The 26,324-nt window shown below is 67.7% G+C and carries 28 protein-coding genes and 1 riboswitch; of the genes, 17 read left to right on the forward strand and 11 right to left on the reverse strand.

Translation table 11 applies throughout. The features are described 5' to 3' along the window. Positions 1 to 38: 38 nt before the first annotated feature. On the reverse strand, positions 39 to 665 hold the full coding sequence (locus AC6LKG_RS04455) for an L-threonylcarbamoyladenylate synthase (protein ID WP_498163014.1): 627 nt from the start codon (positions 663 to 665) through the stop codon (positions 39 to 41). A gap of 89 nt (positions 666 to 754) precedes the next feature. On the opposite strand from AC6LKG_RS04455, the gene ypfJ reads away from it, so the two are divergent. The 3 genes from ypfJ (at position 755) to AC6LKG_RS04470 (ending at position 3,128) form a co-directional block, all read left to right on the forward strand. After that, positions 755 to 1,609: a KPN_02809 family neutral zinc metallopeptidase gene (gene ypfJ, locus AC6LKG_RS04460; RefSeq protein ID WP_498163016.1), complete on the forward strand. Its 855-nt coding sequence runs from the start codon at positions 755 to 757 to the stop codon at positions 1,607 to 1,609. 218 nt (positions 1,610 to 1,827) lie between these two features. Continuing rightward, entirely contained in the window at positions 1,828 to 2,364 is a 537-nt protein-coding gene (locus AC6LKG_RS04465; protein ID WP_498163017.1) for a hypothetical protein, read from the forward strand. Beyond that, on the forward strand, positions 2,361 to 3,128 hold the full coding sequence (locus AC6LKG_RS04470) for a DUF1828 domain-containing protein (protein WP_498163019.1): 768 nt from the start codon (positions 2,361 to 2,363) through the stop codon (positions 3,126 to 3,128). The genes AC6LKG_RS04465 and AC6LKG_RS04470 overlap by 4 nt, the downstream gene beginning before the upstream one ends. Before the next feature lie 81 nt (positions 3,129 to 3,209). Here the strand turns inward: AC6LKG_RS04470 and AC6LKG_RS04475 are convergent, their stop codons facing one another. From AC6LKG_RS04475 to AC6LKG_RS04485, 3 genes are all read right to left on the reverse strand, one after another. After that, the gene (locus AC6LKG_RS04475) at positions 3,210 to 3,482 is read right to left on the reverse strand and encodes a hypothetical protein (protein ID WP_498163020.1); all 273 of its coding nucleotides are present in this window, start codon (positions 3,480 to 3,482) and stop codon (positions 3,210 to 3,212) included. A 227-nt stretch (positions 3,483 to 3,709) separates the two neighbouring features. Beyond that, the gene (locus AC6LKG_RS04480) at positions 3,710 to 4,360 is read right to left on the reverse strand and encodes an N-acetyltransferase (RefSeq protein ID WP_498163022.1); all 651 of its coding nucleotides are present in this window, start codon (positions 4,358 to 4,360) and stop codon (positions 3,710 to 3,712) included. 162 nt (positions 4,361 to 4,522) lie between these two features. Beyond that, positions 4,523 to 5,263 (reverse strand): ArsR/SmtB family transcription factor, encoded by a 741-nt coding sequence (locus AC6LKG_RS04485; protein ID WP_498163024.1) that lies wholly within the window; start codon positions 5,261 to 5,263, stop codon positions 4,523 to 4,525. Between the two features lie 77 nt (positions 5,264 to 5,340). Here AC6LKG_RS04485 and AC6LKG_RS04490 point away from each other — a divergent pair, with 77 nt between their 5' ends. Continuing rightward, complete coding sequence (locus AC6LKG_RS04490; protein WP_498163025.1) at positions 5,341 to 6,615, forward strand: MFS transporter; 1,275 nt, start codon at positions 5,341 to 5,343, stop codon at positions 6,613 to 6,615. On the opposite strand, the gene AC6LKG_RS04495 is transcribed toward AC6LKG_RS04490, so the two are convergent. From AC6LKG_RS04495 to AC6LKG_RS04505, 3 genes are all read right to left on the reverse strand, one after another. Continuing rightward, complete coding sequence (locus AC6LKG_RS04495) at positions 6,575 to 7,207, reverse strand: FMN-binding negative transcriptional regulator (protein WP_498163184.1); 633 nt, start codon at positions 7,205 to 7,207, stop codon at positions 6,575 to 6,577. The genes AC6LKG_RS04490 and AC6LKG_RS04495 overlap by 41 nt on opposite strands. 143 nt (positions 7,208 to 7,350) lie before the next feature. Beyond that, a complete protein-coding gene (locus AC6LKG_RS04500; RefSeq protein WP_498163026.1) occupies positions 7,351 to 7,836 on the reverse strand; it encodes a GNAT family N-acetyltransferase in 486 nt (161 codons plus the stop codon). Between the two features lie 30 nt (positions 7,837 to 7,866). Continuing rightward, positions 7,867 to 8,061, reverse strand: a complete 195-nt coding sequence (locus tag AC6LKG_RS04505) for a hypothetical protein (protein ID WP_498163028.1) — start codon at positions 8,059 to 8,061, stop codon at positions 7,867 to 7,869. Positions 8,062 to 8,376: 315 nt separating this feature from the next. On the opposite strand from AC6LKG_RS04505, the gene AC6LKG_RS04510 reads away from it, so the two are divergent. From AC6LKG_RS04510 to AC6LKG_RS04535, 6 genes are all read left to right on the forward strand, one after another. Then, positions 8,377 to 8,697, forward strand: coding sequence for a hypothetical protein (locus AC6LKG_RS04510; RefSeq protein WP_498163030.1), 321 nt, complete (start codon positions 8,377 to 8,379; stop codon positions 8,695 to 8,697). Positions 8,698 to 8,946: 249 nt separating this feature from the next. After that, positions 8,947 to 9,318 (forward strand): tRNA-binding protein, encoded by a 372-nt coding sequence (locus tag AC6LKG_RS04515; RefSeq protein WP_498163186.1) that lies wholly within the window; start codon positions 8,947 to 8,949, stop codon positions 9,316 to 9,318. A 42-nt stretch (positions 9,319 to 9,360) separates the two neighbouring features. Then, positions 9,361 to 9,540: riboswitch (yybP-ykoY riboswitch) on the forward strand. A 4-nt stretch (positions 9,541 to 9,544) separates the two neighbouring features. After that, complete coding sequence (gene mntP, locus AC6LKG_RS04520) at positions 9,545 to 10,114, forward strand: manganese efflux pump MntP (RefSeq protein WP_498163032.1); 570 nt, start codon at positions 9,545 to 9,547, stop codon at positions 10,112 to 10,114. A 213-nt stretch (positions 10,115 to 10,327) separates the two neighbouring features. After that, positions 10,328 to 11,551, forward strand: coding sequence for a phosphoadenosine phosphosulfate reductase (locus AC6LKG_RS04525; RefSeq protein ID WP_498163034.1), 1,224 nt, complete (start codon positions 10,328 to 10,330; stop codon positions 11,549 to 11,551). Then, positions 11,548 to 12,093, forward strand: a complete 546-nt coding sequence (locus tag AC6LKG_RS04530) for an N-acetyltransferase (protein ID WP_498163035.1) — start codon at positions 11,548 to 11,550, stop codon at positions 12,091 to 12,093. Before AC6LKG_RS04525 ends, AC6LKG_RS04530 begins: the two co-directional genes overlap by 4 nt. Further along, positions 11,978 to 12,613 carry an IbrB-like domain-containing protein gene (locus AC6LKG_RS04535; protein ID WP_498163036.1) on the forward strand — a complete coding sequence of 212 codons (636 nt, stop codon included), beginning with the start codon at positions 11,978 to 11,980 and terminating at the stop codon, positions 12,611 to 12,613. The genes AC6LKG_RS04530 and AC6LKG_RS04535 overlap by 116 nt, the downstream gene beginning before the upstream one ends. Here AC6LKG_RS04535 and AC6LKG_RS04540 read toward each other — a convergent pair. Both AC6LKG_RS04540 and AC6LKG_RS04545 read right to left on the reverse strand, forming a co-directional pair. Continuing rightward, positions 12,549 to 13,922, reverse strand: coding sequence for a sensor histidine kinase (locus AC6LKG_RS04540; protein WP_498163038.1), 1,374 nt, complete (start codon positions 13,920 to 13,922; stop codon positions 12,549 to 12,551). The genes AC6LKG_RS04535 and AC6LKG_RS04540 overlap by 65 nt on opposite strands. Further along, complete coding sequence (locus AC6LKG_RS04545; protein WP_498163039.1) at positions 13,919 to 14,584, reverse strand: response regulator; 666 nt, start codon at positions 14,582 to 14,584, stop codon at positions 13,919 to 13,921. Before AC6LKG_RS04545 ends, AC6LKG_RS04540 begins: the two co-directional genes overlap by 4 nt. 71 nt (positions 14,585 to 14,655) lie before the next feature. On the opposite strand from AC6LKG_RS04545, the gene AC6LKG_RS04550 reads away from it, so the two are divergent. From AC6LKG_RS04550 to AC6LKG_RS04570, 5 genes are all read left to right on the forward strand, one after another. Beyond that, positions 14,656 to 15,447, forward strand: a complete 792-nt coding sequence (locus AC6LKG_RS04550; protein WP_498163187.1) for a sulfite exporter TauE/SafE family protein — start codon at positions 14,656 to 14,658, stop codon at positions 15,445 to 15,447. Positions 15,448 to 15,942: 495 nt separating this feature from the next. After that, entirely contained in the window at positions 15,943 to 16,494 is a 552-nt protein-coding gene (locus AC6LKG_RS04555; RefSeq protein ID WP_498163041.1) for a fimbrial protein, read from the forward strand. Positions 16,495 to 16,661: 167 nt separating this feature from the next. Further along, positions 16,662 to 19,148: a fimbria/pilus outer membrane usher protein gene (locus AC6LKG_RS04560; protein WP_498163043.1), complete on the forward strand. Its 2,487-nt coding sequence runs from the start codon at positions 16,662 to 16,664 to the stop codon at positions 19,146 to 19,148. Positions 19,149 to 19,189: 41 nt separating this feature from the next. Then, complete coding sequence (locus AC6LKG_RS04565) at positions 19,190 to 19,936, forward strand: fimbria/pilus periplasmic chaperone (protein WP_498163045.1); 747 nt, start codon at positions 19,190 to 19,192, stop codon at positions 19,934 to 19,936. A 206-nt stretch (positions 19,937 to 20,142) separates the two neighbouring features. Continuing rightward, a complete protein-coding gene (locus AC6LKG_RS04570) occupies positions 20,143 to 20,724 on the forward strand; it encodes a fimbrial protein (protein ID WP_498163047.1) in 582 nt (193 codons plus the stop codon). A gap of 213 nt (positions 20,725 to 20,937) precedes the next feature. On the opposite strand, the gene AC6LKG_RS04575 is transcribed toward AC6LKG_RS04570, so the two are convergent. After that, a complete protein-coding gene (locus AC6LKG_RS04575; protein ID WP_498163049.1) occupies positions 20,938 to 21,108 on the reverse strand; it encodes a hypothetical protein in 171 nt (56 codons plus the stop codon). A 31-nt stretch (positions 21,109 to 21,139) separates the two neighbouring features. Continuing rightward, positions 21,140 to 21,550, reverse strand: coding sequence for a hypothetical protein (locus tag AC6LKG_RS04580; RefSeq protein ID WP_498163051.1), 411 nt, complete (start codon positions 21,548 to 21,550; stop codon positions 21,140 to 21,142). A 253-nt stretch (positions 21,551 to 21,803) separates the two neighbouring features. On the opposite strand from AC6LKG_RS04580, the gene AC6LKG_RS04585 reads away from it, so the two are divergent. Next, on the forward strand, positions 21,804 to 22,994 hold the full coding sequence (locus tag AC6LKG_RS04585) for an EAL domain-containing response regulator (protein WP_498163053.1): 1,191 nt from the start codon (positions 21,804 to 21,806) through the stop codon (positions 22,992 to 22,994). Next, positions 22,991 to 26,272 carry a hybrid sensor histidine kinase/response regulator gene (locus tag AC6LKG_RS04590; protein WP_498163055.1) on the forward strand — a complete coding sequence of 1,094 codons (3,282 nt, stop codon included), beginning with the start codon at positions 22,991 to 22,993 and terminating at the stop codon, positions 26,270 to 26,272. Before AC6LKG_RS04585 ends, AC6LKG_RS04590 begins: the two co-directional genes overlap by 4 nt. Positions 26,273 to 26,324 lie beyond the last annotated feature (52 nt).

Consider the following 26,324-nt stretch of genomic DNA (forward strand, 5'->3'; position numbering starts at 1 on the left):
GGACGGCCGGCCGCCCCGCTGGCGCGCGCGGCCGGGCTTCAGGCCAGGCCCAGCGTGGCCGGATCGCCGCGGCCCACCCGCACCACCACCGGCTCGGCGCCGGTCAGGTCGATGACGGTGGTCGGCGAATGCGGGCAGGCGCCGGCATCGATGATGGCGGCCAGGTCGTGGTCGTAGCGCTCGCGGATGGCCTCGGCGTCGTTCAGGGCGTCGTCTTCCCCCTTCGGGATGAGGGTGGTGGACAGCAGCGGCGCGCCCATCTGTTCCAGCAGGCCCAGCATGACGGCGTGATCCGGCACGCGGATGCCGATGGTCTTGCGCGACGGGTGCGAAACGCGCCGCGGCACTTCCTTGGTGGCTTCCAGGATGAAGGTCCAGGGCCCCGGCGTGGCCGCCTTGAGCAGGCGGTACTGGCGGTTGTCGACACGCGCGAAGTGGCCAATCTCGGCCAGGTCGCGGCACAGCAGCGTGAGGTGGTGGCGTTCGTCCAGGCCGCGCAGGCGGCGCAGGCCGTCGGCCGCGTTCTTGTCGTCCAGGCGCGCGACCACCGCGTAGCTGGAATCGGTGGGCACCGCCACCAGGCCCCCGTCGTTCAGCCATTGGGCGGCCTGCTTGAGCAGGCGCGGTTGGGGATTCGCGGGGTGGATATCTAAATGGAGAGCCATGGGTTTATCCTAACACTCTTGAAGGCCGCTTCACCATTGGCGGCCATGGCAACACATGGCGGCCTTGCCGGCCCGCCCGGAGACACAGTATGCGCCTGGACGATTCCCGCGAAAGCGACAACGTGGAAGACCGCCGCGCCAGCGGGCCGCACATCGGCGGCCGCGGCACCATCGGCATCGGCACCATCGTGCTGGCCCTGGTGGCCATGTATTTCGGCGTCGACCCGAGCGTGGTGCTGCAGATGGCCGAAGGCCCGCCCGCCCAGCAGCAACAGGGCCCGGCCGCGCGGCCGCCCGCCAACGACCCGCAGGCGCGCTTCGTCTCCAAGGTGCTGGGCGAGACCGAAGACACCTGGAGCGCCATCTTCCAGAAAGACCTCAACCGCCAGTACGTGCCGCCCAAGCTGGTGCTGTTCCGCGGCGCCACGCCCACGGCCTGCGGCACGGGCCAGGCGGCCATGGGGCCGTTCTACTGTCCCGGCGACAGCAAGGTCTACATCGACCTGGCGTTCTTCGACGAGTTGCAGAACCGCTTCAAGGCGCCCGGCGATTTCGCCCAGGCCTACGTCATCGCGCACGAGGTCGGCCACCACGTCCAGCACCTGCTGGGCATCTCCGACCAGGTCGACAACCTGCGCCGGCGCAACCCGTCGCAGGCCAACGCGCTGTCGGTTCGCATGGAACTGCAGGCCGACTGCTTCGCCGGCCTGTGGGCCCAGCGCGCCAACGCCGCGCGCAACATCCTCGAAAGCGGCGACGTCGAGGAAGCGCTGGCCGCCGCCACCGCCATCGGCGACGACCGCCTGCAGAAACAGAGCCAGGGCTACGTGGTGCCCGACGCCTTCACCCATGGCTCGTCGGCGCAGCGCGTGCGTTGGTTCAAGCGCGGCCTGGACAGCGGCAACCTCAAGCAATGCGATACTTTCGCCGCCAGTTCACTGTAGCGCGCGGACCCGGCTTTCGCTGGATATCCATCCAGCCCCGGACCGGCGCCGTCTTCATCTTGTAAGATTACGCCCCCGCGCCGCGACCGCCGCGCGGGCCTGGGCTCCCCGGACAGGGGGGCTTTTCCCGCTGGCCGGTCCGGCGCGAACAGCATGCTCCCCGCCCCGCCGCGGCGACAGGGGCGGCCCGGCGCATTTTCCGCTACCAGATCCATTCCATGGCCAACAAGTTCGAACCGTTAATCACCGTTGATGAGGTGCAAGAGATCCTTGCCGAGCCCAAGGAAACGGTCAGGCAGATCACCTGGATCCCCAAGCCGGCCGCCAGCGACAGCCAATGGCTGGAATTCGCCAGCCCCTGTCGCGTCAAGGGCGAAGTGCGCGATGACGTGATCTTCCGCGCCATCTACCGCGGCGCCCGCACCGACGTGCATGGCCAGGCCACCATCTTCCTGCCGGAGGCGTTCTGCGCCAGCCTGTTCGTCGGCCCGCACCGCGTCTTCGGCGTGGACACCGACGACGCCTTCCACACCAGCCTGGTGGGCCAGGGGCGGCCGCACTACCGCAAACCGCTGGCCGACCGCAGCCACGAACATATCTGGGTCGACGAGGGCGAAGGCTACGCCGAGCCCATCGTGCCCGCCCTGCACACGATCGCCGAGCTGATGCAGTATTTCCTGCCGAGGGCCAACCTGACCCTGACCGGCGGTTTCGCGCATCCCCTCAAGGGCCGACAAATCGAACTGATCCTATGAGCAATTTCCTGGAAGCCGCCGGCTGGACCGTCCTGCCGGCCGGCGAACACGCGATCCGCGCGATCTCGCCGATGACGCTGGGCCTGGATGGCCAGCACGCGGCGTTCTTCATCGCCCATCCGGACGACGACACCTTCTATCTCACCGATGCCTGCGAGACCGCGATGCACGCCTCCAGCTATGGGATCGAGGTGGCGGCCAAGCGCATCGACCTCCTGAACGAAACCCCGGGGGTGAGTCTCGCGCACTTCGACAACTCCGGCGCCATCGTCGCCACCGGTCCCAACGAGCAGTTGCAGGAAGCCTTGTGGGACGCCGTCAAGCTGGCCATGGCACTGTCGTTCCAATGCGCCAAATGGATGCCGCGCTTCAGCCAACTGCGCTTTCGCGCCCAGGTGGGCCGGGCGCTGGCGGCCGGTGTCGGCCCCAACCGCATGGTCAAGGGCGCGCGCGCCAAGGGCAGCAGCGGCCACACCGCCGACTTCGCCTTCGCCGTGCGCGCGGCCGGCAGCACCGCGCTCACCTATATCGAGCCGATCGCCCTCAAGGCCGGCAAGAAAATGGACTGGACCCAGGTCTACCAGACCCACGGCAAGATGTCGGACGTGAAAATGGCCGATGCACGCAACGCCCGCATGGTGATCCTGGAAGACGGCGCCCCGGCCGAGGAACTGAAGAAGGCCGTGACCATCCTGGAACAATCGGCCAGCGTGCTGACGCTGGCCAAGACGCGCGACTGGAAGGCGGTTTTCGCCGCCGATTAAGGCGCGGGTGCGAGCGCCCGCAGCGCCCGGGGCGCGGCGGCGCCTGCCTGCCATGGCGCGCCCTGGCGGCGCGCCATGGCGTCAGGAAGACATGTGGGTCAGGCCGTCGACGATCTCGCGGCCATGCAGGATGGCGGCATGCACCGCCTCGCGCGGGCTGTACACAAAGCCGCCCTCGGCAAAGCGTGGCACGGGGTATTCGTCGCCACCTTCCTGCACGGCGCCCGCCTGGACCACCATGATCGATGCGATGAAAACGGGGCCGCTGGGCAGCGCCTGGACTTCAGCGCCGTCGCCCCGGGAAACCTTGGCCGTAAGCCGGTATCCCTTGTAGATCAAGTTGTTCTGATGCACTTCGGATGCCCTCTTTCTACGGACCAGCATACTCCTGCTGTCCATGACAGTTCGGATATGTTTTGTAACGCCGGCTGCCAATGGAAACATTGTTGCAATGCCGAAATTGCGTCCCCGTTTCCGCCGCCTGCCGGACGGCAGCGCCGACAGGCAGGCGGGGCGCGGCTTACAGGCGCATGACAAGACCCGCCCGGCCGCCCCGCGCTGATCCGTCCCGGGGATTACCCCTAGGGCTGTTGTGAAAGCGCACTTGCGCCCGCCTGCATGCCGGTGGCGCGCAGATAATCCGGCAGGCGCCAGCCGCGCCCCAGCAGGAACATGCGGGTATGCAGATCGTCCAGCACCTGTGGCGTCACCGCCGGGCCCAGATACGTCAGGCGCTTGTGCCGCAGATCCGCATAGCCCAGCGGATAGTGGCGCGCCAGCCCCTGCCACAGGCGATGGGCGCCGACCGACTGGCGCGCGCCACTCATGATGCACAGCCCCGCGTCCAGGCCCCAGCGGTAGACCGCCGTGGCCAGGCCCATGCCCTGGTACGGCGCCGCGTATTTCGAATGCGGCGCGCGCACGTAGGGATCGGCGCGCCGGCCCACCTCGATCAGCCGGTTGAACACCGTATAGCCTGCCAGCCGGCCGCGCCGCGCGTCCACCACATACACGTAATACTCGCCATCGGCTTCGCGGTGGCGCAGCACCAAGCCAGGGATGTCGGTTTGAACCTCCGGCAATCCGTGCAGGCGATCCGAGGGTCGGTTCATGCGGTCATGGATGGCATCGAGTTCGGCTTCCACTTCGCGCGGGCCGTGGTTGACGTCGATGCGCAGTTCCGCCACGAAAGGCAAGGCGCGGCGGAATACGTGCAGGGCCAGCGTAGGCAAGGCCACCTCCTGTACAGGGCAAATGCCCGATGAAAAAAAGATGTGCGCCCCCTGCGCGGCCTGCCGGTCCGCGGGGGGGCGAAAGCGAATTCGAGGGAAAGCGTGCGGAACCGGGTGGACACCGGCCCCGCGGACGCCAGGCGGCGTGGCCGCCCTTATGCGCTAGGCGGCGTGGCCGCCCTTGTGGTTCCAGTCCACCGCATCGGCGGCCGCCTCCCCGGGCATGCCGAAAAATGCGGGGAACTGCCGCGCGCCTTTGCGCGTGACCGACAGCGCGCGCGAGTCCAGGTCCTTGGCGACCCAGCCGCGTTGCAACAGCGCTTCCAGCAGCGCCGCGCCGAGCGCGCCGCCCAGGTGCGAACGGCGTTCGCTCCAGTCCAGGCACGGGCAGGCGAACCGGCGGCGGCGCTGGCGCGCCCATGCCGCATCGACCCCCAACTGCGCCAGCGAGGCCTCGCCCAGCGATGTCAGCGCGTAATCGGCGCCATCGGCGGCCAGCCAGCGGCGCGCCAGCATCGCATCGTGGATACGCACCGCCAGGGTGCCGGCCATGTGGTCGTAGCAGGTGCGCGCCTCGCGCAGCGCCAAAGGGGTATTGGGCTTGAACGGCGTGCGCTCGGCCCCCGCCACCACCAGCAGGGCCTCCAGCGCGCTCGCCACGTCGGCGTTGGCCAGCCGGTAATAGCGGTGCTTGCCCTGCGCCGCCTGCGCCACCAGGCCCTGCTCGCGCAGCCGCTGGAAATGGCTGCTGGCCGTGGACGCGCCGATGTCGGCGGCCGCGGCCAGTTCGGTGGCGGTGCGGGCGCGGCCATCGAGCAGCAGGCACAGCATGCGAGCCCGCGCCGGATCGGCGATGGCGCCGGCGACAGCCGAGAGATTGATGTCGGCGAACTCGGATTCCATGATTCGGCCCAGGCCAAAGTGTTGTGTGCAGGCGCAAGCATACTGCGAGTCATCGCAACAAGACAGCCCGCACCGCCATGCGCACCCCTTCACGTTTCTTCGGCTGGACCGTCCTGCAGGCCACCTTCGTGCTGGCCATCTTCGGCTGGGGCGTGGGCTTTTACGGCCCGCCCGTGTTCCTGCACGCGGTCGTGCAGCGCACCGGCTGGAGCGTGGCGCTGGTATCGGCCGCCGTCACGCTGCATTTCCTGTGCGGCACGCTGATCGTGGCCAATCTGCCGCGCCTGTACCGGCGATGGGGCGTGCCGGCGGTGACGGTGACGGGCGCGGTGGCGCTGGCGCTGGGCGTGTCCGGCTGGGCGCGCGCCGCCGCGCCATGGCAGTTGTATGGGGCGGCAGTGTTCTCCGGCATGGGTTGGGTGACGCTGGGCGCGGCCGCGGTCAATGCGCTGATCGCGCCATGGTTCGTGCGGCGCCGGCCCGCCGCGCTGGGCATGGCCTACAACGGCGCCAGCGTTGGCGGCATCGTGTTCTCGCCGCTGTGGGTGTTCCTGATCGGCCGCCATGGCTTCGCGCAGGCCGCCTGGTGGGTCGGCGTGGCGATGGTCATCGTCATCGCGCTACTGGCGCGCCAGGTATTCGCCGTCACCCCCCGGCAACTGGGCCAGCATCCCGACGGCCTGCCCCCGGAAGGGCCGGCGCAGGCCAGCGGCGCCGCCGTGCCGCCCGTGCCGCGGCTATGGCGCGACCGCGCCTTCCTGTCGCTGGCCGCGGGCATGGCGCTGGGCCTGTTCGCGCAGATCGGCCTGATCGCCCACCTGCTGTCGCTGCTGGCGCCGCTGCTGGGCGCGCAGACCGCCGGCATCGCCATGGGGCTGGCAACCGCCAGCGCCGTCGCCGGCCGCAGCCTGGTGGGCTGGCTGATGCCGCCGGCGGCCGATCGGCGCCTGGTGGCCTGCCTGTCGTATGGCGCGCAGATCGCCGGTTCGCTGGTGCTGATGCTGGCCATGGACCACCCTTGGGCGGTATGGCTGGGCGTGCTGCTGTTCGGCGCCGGCATCGGCAACGCCACTTCGCTGCCGCCGCTGATCGCCCAGGCGGAATTCACGGGCGCGGACGCGGCGCGGGTGGTGCCGCTGATCGTGGCCCTGTCGCAGGCCGCCTATGCCTTCGCGCCCGCCGTGTTCGGCGTACTGCGCGCGCTGTCCGGCCAGGGGCCGCATCCCATGTTCTGGTTCCTGGCGCTGGCGGCGGCCTTGCAGGCGGCCGCGCTTGCCTGCCTCGCGTACGGCCGGGGCGCGCCCCGCCCCGTCAGTCCAGCCCGCCGCGACGCGCCACCAGGCCGGCCATGACCGCATCGCCCTGCTCGCCCGCCAGCCCGGCCGCCACGCCCTGGCGGTCGGCAGCGTTGCGGTTCTGGCTGACCTTCCATTTGCCTTCGATGCGCGTGATGGCGATCTCCACGCCGACGATCGCGCGCATCTGCGCGGCGATGAAATCCTCGGGTGCGTCCTCGACCCGCCAGGGCAGGACCCGGGCCTTCTCCTGCGCATCGGTCAACGCGCCGATCTGGGCTCGCACCCAGGCCGGCTCGTCATGCACTGTCGGCCGGCCCCAGACATGCACGGCGACGAAGTTCCAGGTCGGAACGACCTTGTGCGTCTCGGTCTTGGTGGCATACCAGGACGGCGTGATGTAGGCCTGCGCGCCATGGAACACCACCAGGCATTCCGCGCCCGCGGCCAGCTCCCGCCATTGCGGATTGGCGCGCGCCATATGCAGGCGCAGCACGCCTTGCGGCCCGTCGGGATACAGCAGACAGGGCATGTGATTGGCCATCAGCCCGCCCTCCCCGCTGGTCATCAGCACCCCGAGGGGATGCGCGCGGATGAAATCGTGCTGGACCTCCAGCGAGTCTTCACGGAAAGCGGACGGCAGGTACATGGCGGATGGCGTGGGCGGGGGAAAAGGCACACCATAGCGCCGCCCTGGCCCCATTGCCAGAGCCAGATGCGCATCGAATCATGGGGCCACGGGCACAAGCCCGGAAACGGCCGGACGGCCGCCCTCCCACGCGCGGCCGGCATTCAGGCCAGCGGCTTGACCAACAGCACCGTGGTGAAGCCGCTATCCCATTCCTCGTCGGGATAGGTGTCGATCTCGGCGTAGCCTTGCTTGCCGTAGAACGCGCGGCTTTGCGTGTTGAAGGTATCGGTCTCCAGCCGCGCCTCGGCGTGCCCGTCGGCGCGCATGCCGGCCTCGGCCACGGCCAGCAGCGCCGCGCCGACGCCGCGGCGCTGCAGATCCGGGTGCACGTGCAGCGCCCAGATGAAGTTCTGTTCCCAATCGACCATGCCGGCCACGCGGCCTTCGACCTCGCACACGTGGAAGCGCGCGCCGCGCTCGGCGACATAGCGGGGGATCTTGCCGCTGTCCAGGAAGTACCGGTATTTCTCCGGCGTCATCTGTGGCTGCCAGGTGCCTTCGTAGGTGCGCGTCAGCACATCTTCAAGCGCCGCCGCGTCATCGGCGCGCGCCATCCTGATCATCAGGGGGTTGGTAGGTTGCTTCATGCGCGGCAGTGTAGCAACCGCGCCGCGCCCCTATCGTCGGACGCGTTCGTACGCCAGCTTCATGCGCTCGCGCGCCGCGGTTTCATGCGCATAGGCGCGGTCATAAGTGGCCAGGCAATCCGGCGTGGGGTCGGGCCACTTGATCGCGGCGATGGCGCTGGTCAGTTCATCGCGCGCGCGCTGCCATTCCTTGACGGAGGCATACCATTCCTTGGTCGTGTCCATAGCTTCCTCCCTATGTGCGCGAGCCCCATCGTAGTCCCGCCATCGCCGCATGCAATAGAGACTTTTGCCGATGCAAACGGATGAGTCCGGATGCCATCCGGATGATGCCCGCGGGCGCAGGCGCGGCGCGGGCGCGGTAGAATTCCGCTATCCGCGCGCGGCACAGGCGCCGCCACGCGGGTAGCGGCAGGCGTCGCGGCACGCGCGGCGCGCCAACCGGGTATATTGCGCCTCCGCGCCGGCCCGCGCGCCCGGCCCGCGATCCGTATCGCGGCCCCCTCGACAACCCCTCACGAAACCCGCTCCCATCAATCAGTGAACGCACCGCCGTCGCGGCGGTCGTATAGCAGCCGGCGCGATGCCGCGCTTGCCGATTTACCTCATCACGATGCGATGAATATTGACGTCAACCCTCACTTACTCACGGCCACGGCAAATGCTACTGTTCCGCCTGTGCAAGGAGTACAAGCAATGGATCAGAAAACGAAGCCCTGGGCCTTTCCCAAACCCCATCCGGAAAACACCCCGCGGGGCGAACGGAACAAACAGGAGTTCGACACGCCGCCGGTAACCGAAACGCCAGCGGCCAAGCCGCGCGGCAAGAAAAGCGCCTCCACGGCCGCCGCCAAATCATGACGCGTCATTGAAGGCCCCGCGCCCATGCGCCCGCCCGCCACCGCGCTGCTTCCCGCCGCCTTCGCGCGGCCGGTCCGTGGCCCGCGAGGCCCGAATCCGCCGCGCGCCCAGGGACGCCGGCCGCATCGCGCGGGTTGACCTGGCCGCGCCGGCCGGCCTGCGCCCGACCATCGGCGGCATCGATCTGGCATGATGCGGGACCATCGCGGGCATCGCCGCCCGCTCCCCATGAACCGATCGCCCACGCCCATGCACTACACCCAGGATCCCGCCACCCCGCCCGCTCCCACCGTCAGCTTCGACGACTTCATGAAGGTCGACATCCGCGTCGGCACCATCGTCGCCGCCGACCCGTTCCCCGAGGCGCGCAAGCCGGCCTACAAGCTGACCATCGATTTCGGCGCCGGTGTCGGCGTCAAGAAAAGCTCGGCGCAGATCACCGGCCGCTACACGCTCGAGGAACTGCCGGGCAAGCGCATCCTGGGCATCGTCAATTTTCCGCCGCGCCAGGTCGGCCCGGTGCGCTCCGAAGTGCTGGTGCTGGGGCTGGCCGACGCCAACGACCACACCATCCTGGTGACGCCCGAGCATGACGTCCCCAACGGCGCCCGGCTGACCTGAACCCGCCGTGTCACACCGGCGCCATGCGCCGTTTGGTACACTGCAAGCCTCCTTGGGGAGTAGCCTCTTCCGGCCCCGGCCGGAAGCGCCCGCGTCAACACTCTTGGCCCACCTGGCCATGGCGCGCGCGACCGACACGGTCAGGCGAGACCACGGACTGATCCATAGCTCACGACCGGGCGATATGGACGGTCTGTGTGTTTCGCCCGGTCGGAGCCTCTCCCGCATGAACGCCCTCTCCACGCTCGTCCTGGCTTTCGCCATGTCCACCGACGCCTTCGCCGCCGCCGTCGGCAAGGGCGCCGCCCTGCACAAGCCCCGCCTGTCCGAAGCCCTGCGCACTGGCGTGATATTCGGCGTGATCGAAGCCATCACGCCCGTGATCGGCTGGGCGCTTGGCTCCGTGGCCGCACGCTACGTGCAGGAATGGGATCACTGGATCGCCTTCGTCATGCTCTGTATCCTGGGCGGCATGATGATCCGCAACGGCTGGCGCGCGGACCATGACGAAGCCGCGCCGCCGGTCGCCCGCCATTCCTTCTGGCTGCTGGCCGTCACCGGTTTCGCCACCAGCATCGACGCCATGGCGGTTGGCGTCAGCCTGGCCTTCATCGACAACAACATCGCCATCACCGCGCTGGCCATCGGCCTGGCCACCATGCTGATGGTGACCCTGGGCGTGATGGTCGGCCGCCTGATCGGCAACGTCGCCGGCAAGCGCGCCGAAGTGCTGGGCGGCCTGGCGCTGATCGGCATCGGCGCCACCATCCTGTACGAGCACCTGAAGGCAGCGTGACGCGCGCGCCGGCTCGCGCAGCGCGCGTCGCGGCGCAGCTCGTACGTCTCCATCAATGTCGGACGCATTGACCGCATTGACACCTCGCGCTCGGGCTATCCTCACAGGCCTGTCGCGGCGGATACGCATAAATTTCCCCTGGCCGGCAGACACATCGCGCCGCGGCTGCACACGCGCGGCGCGTCCGGCACGCCGTGCGAATGGAGGGAAAGAATGGCGGTCAAGCATTACCGCGACTGCAATGTCCTCGAAGCCGCCAGGGCGCGTATCCGCCTGGTGTTCCAGCACTTCGAGCGCGTCTGCGTGGCGTTCTCCGGCGGCAAGGACAGCTCCGTCACCCTGCACCTGGCGCTGGAGGTCGCGCGCGAAATGGGCCGCGGCCCGGTGCACGCCATCTTCATCGACCTCGAAGGCCAATACCAGGCCACCATCGCGCACGTCACCGAGATGTTCCAGCGGCCCGACGTCCACCCCTGGTGGATCTGCCTGCCGATCAACCTGCGCAACGCCTCCAGCCTGCGCGAACCCTACTGGTGCGCCTGGGAGCCGGGCCGCGAAGCCGAGTGGATCCGGCCGCTGCCGCAGCATCCCGCGGTGATCAACAACCCCGACTATTTCCCCTTCTTCCGCCATCGCATGGAATTCGAGGAATTCGTGCCCGAATTCAACCAATGGCTGTCGCGCGATGCGTCCACCGCGTTCCTGGTCGGCATCCGCTCCGATGAATCGCTCAACCGCTACCTGGCGGTCAAGCGCCGCAGCAAGAAGTGCGCCTGGACGCCACCCGGCGCGCGCAAGGCGCTGGCCTGGAGCACGCGCGACAGGCAAAACGACAAAGCCGTCACGTTCTTCCCGATCTACGACTGGAAGTTCGAAGACCTCTGGCGCTACACCGGCGAGCACCGCCACCCCTACAACCGCCTCTACGACCAGATGCTGCGCGCCGGCGTGGCGTTCTCGCAGATGCGCATCTGCCAGCCCTACGGCGACGACCAGCGCAAGGGGCTGGACCTGTTCCACAAGCTCGAGCCCGCCACCTGGTTTCGCGCCGTCAGGCGCGTCGAAGGCGCCAACTACGCCGCGCGCTACTGCCGCCAGCGCTTTCTCGGCTATCGCGGCGGCCTCGGCCTGCCACCCACCTTCAGCACCTGGCGCCAGTACAGCCTCTTCCTGCTCGACAGCATGCCCGCCACGCTGCGCCAGGTGTATGCGCGCCGCATCGACGTCTTCATCACCTGGTGGGAACAGCATGGCCAACCGCTGGCGCAGTGGCCAGACGCCGGCGTTCCCGATCTCGAAAACCGCAAGGCGCAGCCGTCCTGGCGGCGCATCGGCCTGTCGCTGCTCAAGCAGGACATGGCCCGCTCGCTGTCGTTCGGCCCCGCGCGCCGCGACATCGACATCGTGGTTGCACCGACACAGCGGACGCACTCATGACCGCCCTGAACCAATACGACTTCCTGCGCCTGAACTCCTACGAAGACGAGGCTGCGTTCTTCGCCCAGATGGGCCGCTTCTTCGCCAGCGCCACCGTGCGGCGCGACTGCGGCGGCTACCCCTTGAGCGACAGCGCGCGCCACCGCTGGTTCGTGGTGCGCCGGCGCGGCCAGCGGCGCCTGCTCGGCTTCATCGGCATCGAACTTCTGACCGGCGCCGTCCGCATCCGCGACGGCTACATCCGGCCCGAAGCACGCCAGCGCGGCCTGTTCCGCGAGCTGCGCCGCCAGGTGCTCGAATTCATCGACGAACGCGACCAGCCCTGCACGCTGCGCGTGCCGCGCGACTGCGCGGCGCTGCTGCTGCCGCACGGCTTCCAGGTCCAAACCTCCCGGGGAAACTGGGTCACCTTGAAAAGGAACACGCATGCCACACGTAACGGATCTGGAGAACCGGGCCCGGGCCTTGTTCGAGGAACTGCGCGACCTGCCCCTGACCTCGCGCATCGATGCCATCAACCGGATCCGGCGCTGCCTGCATGAGCACAGCCCTTTCGCGGCCGAGCCGGTCGATTGCGTGCAGTGGGTCCCCGGCCCGCAGGTCGAGGCCAATGACTACAACCCCAATAGTGTCGCGCCCCCGGAAATGCGCCTGCTGGAATTGTCGATCGCGGCCGACGGCTACACCCAGCCCATCGTCGCCCACCAGGCCGCGCCGCGCCGCTACGTGGTGGTCGACGGTTTCCACCGCCAGCGCGTCGGCAAGAAGAAAGGCCCGATCCAGTCGCGCCTGCACGGCTACCTGCCGCTGGTCACGATCCGTCCCGGCCGCGATGCGGCCGCCGACCGCATCGCCGCCACCATCCGCCACAACCGCGCCCGCGGCGTGCACGGCGTGATGCCCATGACCGACATCGTGGTGCGCCTGCTGCAAGCCGGCTGGAGCGATGCCGACGTTGCGCGCCAGCTCGGCATGGACGACGACGAGGTGCTGCGCTTCAAACAGGTGTCTGGCCTGCCTGAACTGTTCCAGGATCACCAGTACTCGCGTTCCTGGGAGTAGCCCGCGGCCCCTCGGCCAGGCGCAGCGTGAGGCAGGCGTACAGGCCGCCGCCCGTGGCCGGCGCCAGCGCCAGCCTGCCGCCATGGCGCGCAGCGATGGTGGCCACGATCGACAACCCCAGCCCCGCGCCCTCGGCCTGGCGCTGGCCGCGCCAGAATGGTTCGGTCGCCCGCGCGCACTGCGCGGCGCTCAACCCCGGGCCGTAGTCGCGCACCCCCACCACCAGGCAGTCGGCGGCCACCCTGGCGTCGACCTCCACCGGCATGTCCTGGGGCGAATACTTGAGGGCGTTTTCCACCAGGTTGCGCACGGCGCAATCGAGCAGGGCATCCGGCAGGGCCGCCCACGGCTGGCCGACGGGCATGCGCCAATGCACGCGGGCAGGTTTGCGGCAGGCCACCCACTGCAGCACCGCCACCGCATCGCAAGCCGCGTCCGCCTCGCAGCCATCGGCGCGCGCCAGTATCAGCAGTTGTTCGATCAGGCGTTCCAGCCGCACGGTGCCCTGCAAGGCGTGCGCGATCGCCTGCTGGCTTGCGGCATCCCGGGCCGCCGTTGGCAACCGCTGCAACACCTGCAGGTGCGCCTTGATCGCGGTGACCGGCGAGCGCATCTCGTGCGCCGCCTGATCCGAGAAATGGCGCTCGCGCCGCAACATTTCTTCCATGCGCCGCGACCGGTTTGCCAGGGTCTGCGTGAACGGCATGAGTTCGCGCGGGACCCGATCGCCGGCCAGGTCCGGCGCGAGCCAGGGCTCTTCGCGCGCCAACCGGCGGCGCAACCCTTCGACCATGGCCAGGCCACGGCCCACGCCGAACCACAACAGCACGATCCCCACCAGCAGGCCGGCCATGCCCGGCGCCAGGGCCGTCCAGACCATCTCGCGGTGCAGCGCCTTGCGGATGTCCACGCGGCCGGCGGTGATGACGCGCAATTCGCCTGTATCGAGGGCGTAGGTGCGCCATACGGCACCGTCGCGGGCAAGCGAGCCAAAGCCAAGCGGCGCGGCCTCCAGCGCCGGTCCGTCGGGCGAGCAAGTGCGCCTGGCGCCGCCGCGCGAATCCGCTTCGCAGGCCACGCCGCCGCTCGCCGGCCGGCCGATGGCCGCCACCATGTCGCTGGCGGGCGGCGACGGCGGCAATGGCGGCGCCATCAGGCGCGCCACCATCGCCGCCGAAGCCGCCAGGCGCGAATCCAGCGCGGCGTCGAGTTCGGCGCTGGCGCGCTCGAACACCCACAGTGTCACGGCGCCACCCACAACCAGCCAGACAGCGCCCAGCAACAGCATCAGGCGGGCGCGCAGGCTCATGGCCCCGGCGTCCCCAGCCGGTAGCCCCAGCCGCGTACGGTTTCGATCAGGCCGGCGCCAAACTTGCGGCGCAGTTTGTGGATGTGCACGTTGACGGCATTGCTCTCGACCCGGTCGTCGAAGCCATAGAGGCTGTCGCGCAGTTGGTCCATGGTGAGGATCTGCCCGGGATGCTGCAACAGGGTCTTGAGCAGTGCCAGCTCGCGCCGCTGCAGCGGGACGCGGACGCCATCGAACAATACCTCGCCGCGCGACAGGAACAGCGTCAGGCGGCCGTGGTCGATGCGATCGGCGCAATGCCCGGCCGCGCGCCGTATCACCGCGTGCAGGCGCGCGCCCAGTTCGTCCAGGTCGAATGGCTTGGGGACGTAGTCGTCGGCGCCGGCGCGCAGTGCGCCGATGCGCCGCGACACCTCGGACTGGGCGCTGAGCACCAGCACCGGCAGGGTCTCGCGCCGCGCGCGCCACTTCGCCAGCAGCGCCATGCCGTCGCCATCGGGCAGGCCCAGGTCCAGCACACAGGCGCTGACATGCGACGTCTGTAGCGCCAGGTCGGCCTGCCGCAGGCAGCCGACCGTATCCACCAGGAAGCCCTGCAGCCCCAGCCCGACCTGGATCGCCAAGGCGATGGAGGCGTCATCCTCGATCAACAAAATGCGCATCACGGCACCCCGTCCCGGCACGTTATACTTATCTGAAGTAATAAGCTAATTTCTAAAAGTCATTAAAAATGATGACCGCAACCCTGCTTGGACTGTGTATCGGCGTCTCCCTTGGCCTGACCGGCGCGGGCGGCGGCATCCTGGCCGTGCCCGCGCTGATGTTCGGCCTGGGCCTGACCCTGACGCAGGCGGCGCCAGTGGCGTTGATCGCCGTGGGTATCGCGTCGGCGGTCGGCGCCTTGCAGGGCCTGATGCGCGGCCTGGTGCGCTACAAGGCCGCCATGCTGATGGCGGCGGTGGGCGCACTGACCGCACCCTTGGGATTGTCGCTGGCGCGCCATCTGCCGGCACACTGGCTTAGTCTGACTTTTGCGGGCGTGATGCTGTTGGTGGCGCTGCGCATGGTGCAGCAATCGCGCCGCCGCGCGGCGGTCGACGGCGCGCCCGAGGCGCCGCCCAAGGCCTGCCGGCTGTCGCCCGAGACCGGCCGCTTCGTCTGGAACCGGCTCACCGCCGCCACGCTCGGCGGCATCGGCGCCGTGTCGGGCCTGTGCACCGGCATGCTGGGCGTGGGCGGCGGCTTCATCATCGTGCCGGCGCTGACGCACTTCAGCGATGCGCGCATGATCAGCATCGTCTCCACGTCCCTGATGGTCATCGCGCTGGTGTCGGCCGCCACGGTCAGTTCCGCCCTGCTGCACGGCCTGACGCTGTCGGCGGCGCAATGGGCCTTCGTCGGCGCGGCCATCGTCGGCATGGCGGGCGGCCGCATGCTGGCGCCGCGCGTGCCGCAGGCAGTGCTGCAACGGGTGTTCGCCGTGGTCTGCGTGGTGGTTGCCGGCGTGCTTGCCTGGCGCGCCTGAACGGCGCCCGCCAGCGCTCTTCGGCCCTGTCGCGGGGCCACCTCCCACAACCGCTTAAGGCGGCGCGATAGACGCCGCCCCTGCCTCTGGATCGTGTTAACGATCAGATAATCGCCGCCATGCAAGATGCCTTGCATGACGAAAAGATCTCATATCCCTTCGTATGCCTGGCGGGTCGCGATCGACTCGCCGCCGGCCGCGCCTGTGCGCGTGCCCGCATCGACGGCGCACCCTGCGGCCAACACCCCCCAAACCCGCCGCTGTGACTCGCTTGGCCACGCCGGCACGCCGCGCTGCGCGGATCGCGCCACGGCCGCATTCCACATATCAACCCCATGGCGCGCATTTCCCTGCGGACCCATAGATCCCTCTATGGACCCTCGAAAAAAAATGCGCCAGCCAAACCCATAATTTTTTCCCGACCCATCGTTTTTTTCAACCACTGCGCGGCAACCCCCGCAGGCCATCCCCACGGATATCACATAAGGACTATCCATGTTTAAGAAGACGCTCCTCGCCACCGTCACCACCGCCGCCCTGCTCGGTCCGGTCGCGGCATTCGCCGCCGGCGAAATGGGCCAAGGCACCATTACCTTCACCGGCTCGGTCACCGAAGCGCCGTGCTCCGTGTCGGCGGCCGACACCAACCTGGCCATCGACCTGGGCCAGGTCTCCAAGAACTTGCTGACCGGCACGGGCAAGTTCGGTACGGCGGTGCCGATCGAGATCCACCTGACGGGCTGCAGCTTCGCTACGCCCGCCGCTAATGCAACCGCGGCCCCGCTGTCGAAGGTGTCGGTCTCGTTTCCCGGCCTGACCAGCACCAGCGGCATGGTCCCCAACACGGGTAACGCCACGAACGTCGCCATCCAGATGTTGAACCGCGACAACACGAACCTCAACTTCACGACGGGAAGCAGCGAGACCGAAATGCGCAACGGCGACGGCAGCCTGCAACTGTTCGCCCGCATCGCCAGCAACTCGGCAACCGCGGCCGGCGCGGGTTCGGTCACGGCCAAGGTCACCTACATGCTGAACTACAAGTGAACGGCTGATCCCACCCGTCGCGCGCGCGCCCGCGCCCCCCGCCCCGCTGGTGGCGGGGCCAGGCCCGCGCGCGAGCCTTACCCTACCGAGGCGGCCGCGCAGCGCCGCCGTATCGACGCCGAGACAATCCGGCACCCCTTCAGGCCGGCGATTCGGCAGCAGACATCATGACCATGGCCCGTTTGGCATCCTTCGTGGCGATCAGTACTTTTGCGTGCGCGGCACAGGCAACGGAATTCAGCATCGGCTTTCTCAATATCAAAGACAAGAGCAACATCGATCTTTCGACCTTCAGCCGCGATGGTTATGTCGCCCCCGGCAGCTACCTGCTCGACATCTACCTGGATCGGCGGCTGATCCAGAGCCAGACCCTGGTCCGGGCGGTGCCGGTGGCCGGCGACGGCACGGTGTTCTGTGTCACTCCTGATATGGTCGACATGCTGAACCTGCGGGATGACATCCGCGCGCGCCTGGCCACGGTCGACGGCGCCCAGGGCGGCCCCTGCATCGAGCTGAACACCGCCGACAGCCGGGCGGTCTACAGCGCCGAACGCCAGAGCCTGACCTTGACGGTGCCGCAGGCCTGGCTGCAATACCAGGACCCCGACTGGATTCCGCCCGCGCGCTGGAGCGATGGCGTGAACGGCGTGATCCTGGACTACAACCTGCTGGCCAACCGCTACATGCCGCGCCAGGGCTCGGCCTCGGCAAGCTATACGTTGTACGGCACCGCTGGCCTGAACCTGGGCGCCTGGCGCCTGCGCGGCGACTACCAGTACAGCCGCTACGACAGCGGCGGCCAGTCGCAAACGCGCTTCGTCCTGCCGCAGACCTACCTGTTCCGCGCATTGCCGCAATGGCACTCGAAGCTGACGCTGGGCCAGAGCTACCTGTCATCCGCCATCTTCGATCCATTCCGCTTCGCCGGCGTGACGCTGGCCAGCGACGATCGCATGCTGCCGCCATCGCTGCAGGGATACGCGCCGCAGATCACCGGCATCGCCAGCAGCAACGCCGAAGTGACGGTCAGCCAGAACGGCCGCCTGCTGTACCAGACCCGGGTGTCGCCCGGTCCGTTCGTGCTGCCGGCGTTGAGCCAGAACATCAGCGGCAACCTGGATGTGACGCTGCAGGAAAGCGACGGCACCAAGCGCAGTTGGCAGGTCAGCACCGCCAGCGTGCCGTTCATGACGCGCAAGGGCAACCTGCGCTACCAGCTCTCGCTGGGACGCCCGCTCTTGGGCGGCCCCAGCGGCAACCACGTGGCCGATCCGCGCTTCGTGACGGGCGAAGCCACCTGGGGCGCGTTCAACAACACCTCCCTGTATGGCGGCCTGATCCTAACCGCCGACAACTACCGCGCACTGGCGCTGGGCGCGGGGCAGAACATGGGCAAATGGGGCGCGGTTTCCGCCGATGTCACGCGCTCGGATGCGCGCCTGCCGTATTCGTCGGCGCCGCGGCATGCGGGCTACAGCTACCGCATCAACTACGCCAAGAGCTTTGACGACCTGGGCAGCACGCTGGCCTTCATGGGCTACCGCTTCTCGGGGCGGCACTTCCTGTCGATGCGCGAATTCATCGTGCGCTCGGCCGCGCATGGCGGGGACTTCCGCGATGAAAAGCAAAGCTACACCGTTTCCTACAGCCAATACATCCGGCCCCTGGAACTGAGTGTTTCCCTGTCGCTGAGCCGGCTCAACTACTGGAACGACAAGGCGGGCAACAACCATTACATGCTGTCGCTCAACAAGAACGCCAGCTTCGGGCCGCTGCGCAATGTCAACCTGTCGCTGTCCCTGGCGCGCACCCAGGGCTTCTATGGACCGGTTCAGAACCAGATCTACGCCAGCATCAGCATCCCGCTAGGCGATACCCGCCATCTGAGCTACGGCTACCAGAACGGCGGCGGCCGCATGCAGCAGAACGTTGGCTACACCGACTTCAGCAGTCCCGACACCACCTGGAACCTGAGCGCCAGCGACGAGCGCGGCGACGACTCGCGCAACCAGAGCCTGAGCGGCAATATCCAGAGCCGGACGTCCTATGGCCGCGCCGCTGGCGACTTCACCCTGCAGCCGGGCCAGTATCGCAGTGCCGGCCTGAGTTGGTACGGCTCGCTGACCGCCACCGCCGAGGGCGCGGCCTTCGGTCCGCCCGCGGCGGGCAACGAGCCCCGCGTGATGATCGACACCGATGGCATCGCCGGCGTGCGGATCGAAAACGGCAACGGCGTCACCAACCGCTTCGGCATCGCCGTCGTCAACGGCGTGTCGAGCTACCGCGAGAGCAACCTGGCGGTGGACGTCAACGCCCTGCCAGAGGGGGTGGACGTGGCCGACGCGATGATCAATCAGGTGCTGACCGAAGGCGCCATCGGCTACACCCGCGTCAGCGCCAGCCATGGCGAGCAGGTGCTGGGCCGCATCGAACTGGCCAGCGGCGGCCATCCGCCCCTGGGTGCGCTGGTGCTGTCCGCCCGCAGCGGCAAGACCGCGGGCATGGTGGCCGACGGCGGGCTGGTGTACCTGAACGTGGAACCCGACGACCGCGAGGCGCTGACCGTGACCTGGGCCGGCACCACCGAATGCCGCCTGACGCTGCCAGCCACGGCGCCCATCGACCAGGGGCCGCGGCCCCTGCCCTGCCAATGAACCACTCTTCGGGGCGCCTCCATTTCCTGCAAGGAGCAAACATGAAAAACGGACATCTGCGGGCCCTGTTGCTGGGCGCCGCCCTCGCCTGGGGGCTGAACGCCCAGGCGGCCATCAATGTCGACCGCACCCGCATCATCATGGGCGGCAGCCAGAAATCGGTATCGGTCGTGCTGAGCAACGAAAGCCAGGACACGCCCTACCTGGCGCAAACCTGGGTCGAGGACGCCGACGGCAATACGGTCAACGACCTGATGGCGTTGCCGCCGCTGCAACGGATCGATGGCGGCAAAAAGGCCCAGGTGCGCATCATGCGCGCCAACGAAGGCCTGGCCGCGAGCCTGCCGCAGGACCGCGAGACCCTGTTCTATTTCAACGTGCGCGAGATTCCGCCGGAACCGCCCAAGACCGACGCCAACATCCTGCAGTTGACCACGCAAAGCCGACTGAAGCTCTTCCTGCGCCCGGCCAAGCTGGCCGAGCGGGGCGAGGCGGAACCGGAGAAGAGCCTGCAGATACAGGCCGGCGCCCAGGCGCTGACACTGAAGAACGCCTCCCCCTACTACGCCACGGTGATCTGGATAGGCCAGGACCGCAAGCAGCCCCTGCCCGGCTTTGCAACGCCCATCATGCTGGCGCCCTTCGCCGAGCAGACGCTGAAGTTGCAACTGCCTGCCGGCGCCAGCCAGATGATGCTGGGCAATGTGGATGACTATGGCGGCCTGCGCATGAGCCGATATCGCTGCGCGGCGGCCAAATGCGTGTTCGAGGAGCGGGTGAATGAATAAGTGAAACGACATGCGGCAGACCCGCGCGACCGTTATCGCCGGTCCGAACGAAAGCGGACCATCAGAAACCTTCGTAAGGAGAATTTCGCTATGGAATCGGGCGAAGCATGCACGCCTTTCGACCCTGAGATAGATCTTCACTTTTGTTCATGAATCTGCCTTCTTCCAGAGGCCAACTCCCCCATCAACCTAAAGGAACCCATCCGATGATCAAGAAAACAATCCTCGCCGCCGCCATCGGCTTGCTTGCCCTCCCTGCCGTGGGCATCGCAGCCGGTGACATGGGCCAGGGCACCATCACCTTTTCAGGCTCCGTCACCGAGGCACCTTGCTCCATATCGACCGGCGACAACGATATGACCATCGACCTGGGCCAGGTCTCGAAGAACATGCTGAACGCGCCAAGCAAGTTTTCCGACTCTGTCCCGATTGAAATTCATCTGGCCGGCTGCCAATTCGCGCAGGATACAGGCGCCAACGCCAATCCGGCGGGCAGGCTGTCAAAGGTCGGCGTGCAGTTTCTCGGCGCCATCACCAACGCGGCCCTGGGCAAAATCACCAACGCGGGCACCGCCACCTCCGTCGCCGTCCAGCTATTGGACAGCGACAACCTGTCTCCAATCACGATCGGCGCCGCGCCCACCGCGGCCAATGCGGTGCAACTGCGAGATGGCAGCAACGTGTTGCGCTATTTCGCCCGGCTGTCCGTGGTCGGCGGGCCGGGGCCTGCTGCCTCCGGCACCGGTTCAATCTCGGCCAGCGCCACTTACTCGCTGACTTACTTCTAGGCGCTGCTCGGGCAACGCCGCCACGACCGCATCCCCCTTGAAACGCGGCGCTCATGCTGGCGCCGCTTTCGGAACGGGAAATCAAGGCGGCGTTGCCGGCCGATGCAGGCGAACTACTGCCGGGCACGGCCGCCGCCGCGGAACGCCCACCGGGGCAATACCGTGCCAACGCGCTGCGCAGCCGACGCACTTCGGATCGGCCTGCCTGGGCACTCAGCGGCGGCAGACCCTGTAGCCCAGCCAGAGCATACCGATCAGCGCCCAGACGATGGCGATGGCCGCGTGCTTGGCGCGAGGCGAGCCTTGCAGGTACAGAACGCAAGCGAGCGCGGCGACAAACACGATCAGCCCCGCCAGAACGCAAGAGCGCCAGTTCTTTCGCATGCTACGGAACCATCGGCTCAAGGCCACTCTGTCATGGCTTGACGCCACCCGCGACAGCCAGGCGACGCTCCATCCGCGCCAGCGCCGACAGCGCAGCCACCACCTCGCCTGGCAGGGTCGCGCCCGGCAGGCAGATGTCGGCGCCGGCCAGCATCAGCTTGGCGCGTTCGGCCGAACCGGGCCGGTCGGTCACCACCGCGATCACGCCGGCCAGTTGCGGGCAATGCGGTACCGAAAAAAAACGCTGCAACCACACCGAGCGCCCCTCGACCAGCAGATAGTGCCTGCCCGGCGCCGCCTCGCGCGCATACAGGCTGGCCTGCGTCTCGGTATAGAAACTGATGGCGGCCACCGAGGGCCGGAGGCTGGCGGCCAGCCGCGCGGCACGATCGATGTATTGGGCGTGCACGTGCAGGTTGTGCAGAAAGGCGAAATGGGCCACGGCTGAATGAAACGGTCTGGTCAGGACCGGCGAGTCTAGAAGGCCCGGCGGCACCCGCCAATCAGACGGTTCTGAAAGACCTCTGCAATATCTCCCCCGGGGGCACGCCATCGATTCGGAAATGTCTGATATCGGCCGCGACCAGTGGCTGCTCCAATAGCCGATTTACCGGCCGCCGACGCGGGCACGCCGCTCCCGCGGGGCCCGTTGCGCGCCCGGACGGGTAGCGGCGCCCCTCTGGAGATTACAAATCATGCTGTCCTATCGCGTCCTGATCGTCGATGACCAGCTCTTGCAACGTGAGTACCTGAGGAACCTGTTTCTGCAGGCCGGCATCGCCCATGTGGAAACCGCCGAGAACGGCTGTCATGCCTTGCGCCTGCTGGAAAAACACCACTATGACCTGGTGCTGAGCGACTTGCTCATGCCCGAACTGGACGGCGTTCAGCTTATCCAGCGCCTGTCCACCTACGAAACGCCGCCGCTGCTGGCGGTGATCAGCTCTTCGCCCAAACGCCTGATCTCGGGCGCCAGCCTGGTCGCCAAGACCCTCGGCATGCGGGTCATAGACCAATTGTCCAAGCCCGCGCAGCCACAGGCCATCATCGCCCTGGTGGCCAAGCTCAAGGCGGCCTCGCGGCTGAAGGCCGAGTCGCTGGTTTCCGGGCAGATGTTCGATCGTGCGGCACTGCAGCATGCGCTGGATTCGGGCGAGATCCGCGCCTGGTTCCAACCCAAGATGCGCATTGCCGACAGCACCATCACCGCCGCGGAGGCGCTGGTGCGCTGGGTGCGGCCAGACGGCAGTGTGTTGCTGCCAGGCCAATTCCTGCCCGCCTTGATACTGGACGAGCTCGAAGACGACCTGCTATTGTCAATGCTCGCGCAGACGATCGCGGCGCAGCACGCCTGGCAGCAACAAGACTTCCGGGTGGAGGTGTCCGTAAATCTGCCGACGCACCTGCTGCAAGACGCGGATCTGCCGGACCGCCTTTACGACCACGTCATGCGCTTGGGCGGCGACCCACAGGATATCTGCTTCGAATTGACCGAGGGCACCACCACGGACGAGATAAGCGATTACTACGCGGGTGCCTGCCGCCTGCGGATGAAGGGTTTCGGTCTGGCCCAGGACGATTCCGGCCAAGGCTACAGTTCGGTGTTCAACCTGGTGTCCACGCCCTTCACCGAACTCAAGATCGATCGCTCCCTGATCAGCCGCTGCATCGCGGACGACGGCGCGCAGGCCGCTGTCGAGAGTATCGTGTCGCTCGGCCGGCGACTGGCCCTGAACGTGGTGGCCGAAGGCGTCGAAACCTGGGAGCAACTGGCGTTGTTGAAGAAAATGCAATGCGATACGGCGCAGGGCTTTCTGATTTCCCGTGCCCTGACCCCGGAATTGCTGCTGGGTTTCCTGAAACGGAATCCCGTCGTCTCGCGATGATGCGCGCCGCGCCCCGACACACTCCCATCGCGTCCATCGGCGACCTCGCCCGGGTTTCGCTGCGCGTACAGGTGCTGTTCATCGTGACGCTGATCCTGGCCGTCGTGATGCTGGTCCTGTGCTATTGGGTGATCAACAGCCTGATCAATCTGGCGAGCAACGAGGCCCGCACGCACTTCCAGCAGTTGGCCATGAACCTGCATGGCCAGGAGTCCTTTCTGGCCCGCGCCACCAAGAACGAGGCGGTGCGGCTCGGCCTGTCGCTGCCACAGGGCGGCACGGCGTCCTTCGAGTTGATCGACAGCGACGCCACTACCAACACTTATGAAGGCCAACGCGAAAGCCTGGCCATGCCGTATATCATCAAGGTCCGCCGCGGCGACCCGTCGACAGGCGGCGACCACAGCCGCCGCCTGCAGACCGTGGCGGCCGCGCTATCGAGCGTTTACGGCACCTACCGCAGCGCCTGGCAGCAGCCCGGCATGCAGGCATTCCTGCTTGACTTGAACAGCGCGGTCAGCATCGCGGTGCCCTGCTCCGAGGACTCGATGACAGACGACGTGCACCGCTGGTGGCGCTGCCCGCTGTCGGCGAACCGGGTGCGCGAGCTGATCTATACCAAGCAGGCACACAGCAGTCCCGGTGGCGATCGCTGGATCAGCGTCAATCTGCTCGGCAGCGGCGAGGACCGTGTCGGCTATGTGGTGTACAGCGCCATCGAGCTGCCGGACGCCCTGTGGCTGCCCGACACCCCCAAGCGCGACCTGGTGCTGGCGACCTTCATTGAAATGCGCGATGTCTACACTGGCGACCCGAAGTACGGGCGCGTCTACTTCCAGAACCTGACCACGACGCCGCGCCAGGGCCCCATGCCCGCCACCCCCAGCGCGGATGAGCACGGCGCGCTGGAAGAAGTGAAAAGCGATGTGCGCTTCGGCCTGTACGGCGCTCATATCGACGCCTGGTGCGAAGACGGTTGGCACGCCAGCTATCTGGTTCCCTACGATCAGTTCTTCCAGGCGGCGCGCTGGCAGCTTATCTCGTTCGCCGCGCTGATACTGGCTTGTATCGTCGCCAGCGTGGCGTTGTACCGGCGCCATCGCAACCTGGTGGTATTGCCGGCGCAGGCCGGCCATGCCCGCGTGGTCGAGAGCGAATCGTTCAACCGCGCGGTGATCGACGCGGCGCGGGTCGCCGTCTGCGCGCTGCGCGTCAGCGATCACCAGATTGTTGCCAGGAACCACCTGGCCGACGAATGGCTGGGCGAGGTCGAAATCGTGCGCCAATTGACCTTCGCCCCCGACAGCGCGGCGGGCACGGGCGAGGTCGAGATCAATGGCCGCCACCTGAGCTTCAGCGCCTCGCGCGTGACCTATCAGGACGAGGACGTCATCCTCGCCACCTTCAGCGACATCAGCGATCACAAGCGGGTGCAGACCGCGCTGGCCCAGGCCAAGCGCGCCGCCGACGACGCCAACGCGGGCAAGACCGTATTCCTGGCCACCATGAGCCATGAAATCCGCACGCCGCTCTATGGCACCCTGGGCACGGTCGAGTTGCTGGGACTCACGCCCCTGACCAACCTGCAGCGCGGCTACTTGCGCACGATCCAGGCCTCCTCGGCCGGTCTGCTCAACGTGATCAACGACATTCTCGATGTGTCCAAGATCGAATCGCGACAGATGACGCTAAAGGACCAGCGCCTGGACCCGGCCGCGCTTACGGAGGAAACCCTGCAGTCCTATGCCGCCACCGCCGACGCCAAGGGCCTGCAGTTTTTCTCGACCATCGCGGTCGACATCCCGTTGTATGCGCACGGTGATGCCCTGCGCATCAAACAGGTACTGAACAACCTCGTCAGCAACGCCATCAAGTTCACCGAGGCTGGCTGGGTACGGATAGACCTGGCGCGGATCGACGGCGCCGATGGCCAAACCGTTCTGGAATGGCGCATCGCCGATACAGGCCTTGGCATTTCCGCCGACCAGCAGCCGCAGCTATTCCAGCCCTTCTATCAGGCGAGCGGTCCCGGACACGCCATTCCCGGCACCGGCCTTGGCCTGTATATCTGCCACAGCCTGTGCGAACTGATGCAAGCCAGCATCACCCTGGACAGCAGCCCCGGCCGCGGCAGCACGTTTATCTTCCGACTGCCGCTGCGCGTCAACGCTGACGCGACGCGGCTGACGGGCAGCGGCGAGCTGATCGCCGCGCCGCCGGTATGGGTACGCGCGCCGGTGGCCGATCTGGCATTGGACACCTGCGCCTGGCTTGGCCTGGCCGGCGCCAGCGCTCGTCCGCTGCACGGCGGCGCCCCTCCGGCCAAACGCGAAGGCGTGCTGGTGGAACTGCTGCCCGAGCGCCTGCCGCCGATCGAATGGAACGGTCCGCGGGTTTCGTGCATCCCTGACGGACCCGACAAGCCCCAATGGAGCCTGTCGGAAATCCATGTAAGCAGCCATCAGCGCCATAGCATCGTCGAGGCGGTGGCGCTGGCGCAGCGCGGACGCCCCCTCGTGGCCGGCGAGCCGCAGGTCGAAACGGACACCGCCGACGCCCCGCCCGAATACCGGCCCGATATGGGCCTGCGGCGGCTGGGCCTGCGCGTCCTGGTGGCGGAGGACAACCCGGTCAACCGCGCCCTGCTGGTGCGCCAGTTGGAAGAACTGGGTTGCGAAGTCACGTTGTGCGCCGATGGCGTCGAAACGCTGGCGCGCTGGAACGCGGAAGAATTCGATGTGCTCGTCACCGACATGAACATGCCGCTGATGGACGGCTACGAGTTGGTGCGTACCCTGCGCGCGCGCAGCACCAAGGCGCCGATCATCGGCTTGACCGCGGATGCGCTGCAGACCCAGCGCGACGCCGGCTTCGCGGCGGGCTTGAATGCCTGGGTGATCAAGCCTGTCGACCTGCGCACGCTGCACGATGCCCTGAGCACCGCCTGCGCGCGGATAATCAGCGCCAAGTTCGCCGGGCCGCCCCCCGCGACCAAGCCCAGGGAGTTCCATGACGGCCAGCTATGGGCCGCATTCACCTCGACCATGCGCGAAGACATGGCCGCGATGCGCGCAGCCCTGGAGGCGCGCGATGGCGCGGCCGCCGTATCCACGCTGCACCGCATGCGCGGTTCGCTGGTGGTGGTGAACGCGGAGGAAATCGCGCGCTTCTGCGGCGTGCTGGAGCAAAAGATAGCCGAGGACGGAATCACACCCATGCTCGAAACCGCGGTCAAGAGTACGCTGGCGCAGTTGACCGAAAAATTCAAGGATCTATAGCCCCGATCCCAGCCGGACCCGACCGGCGGCATTCGCCGCCCGCGTCAATCAA

The sequence above is a fragment of the Achromobacter sp. 46006 genome (assembly GCF_059761975.1).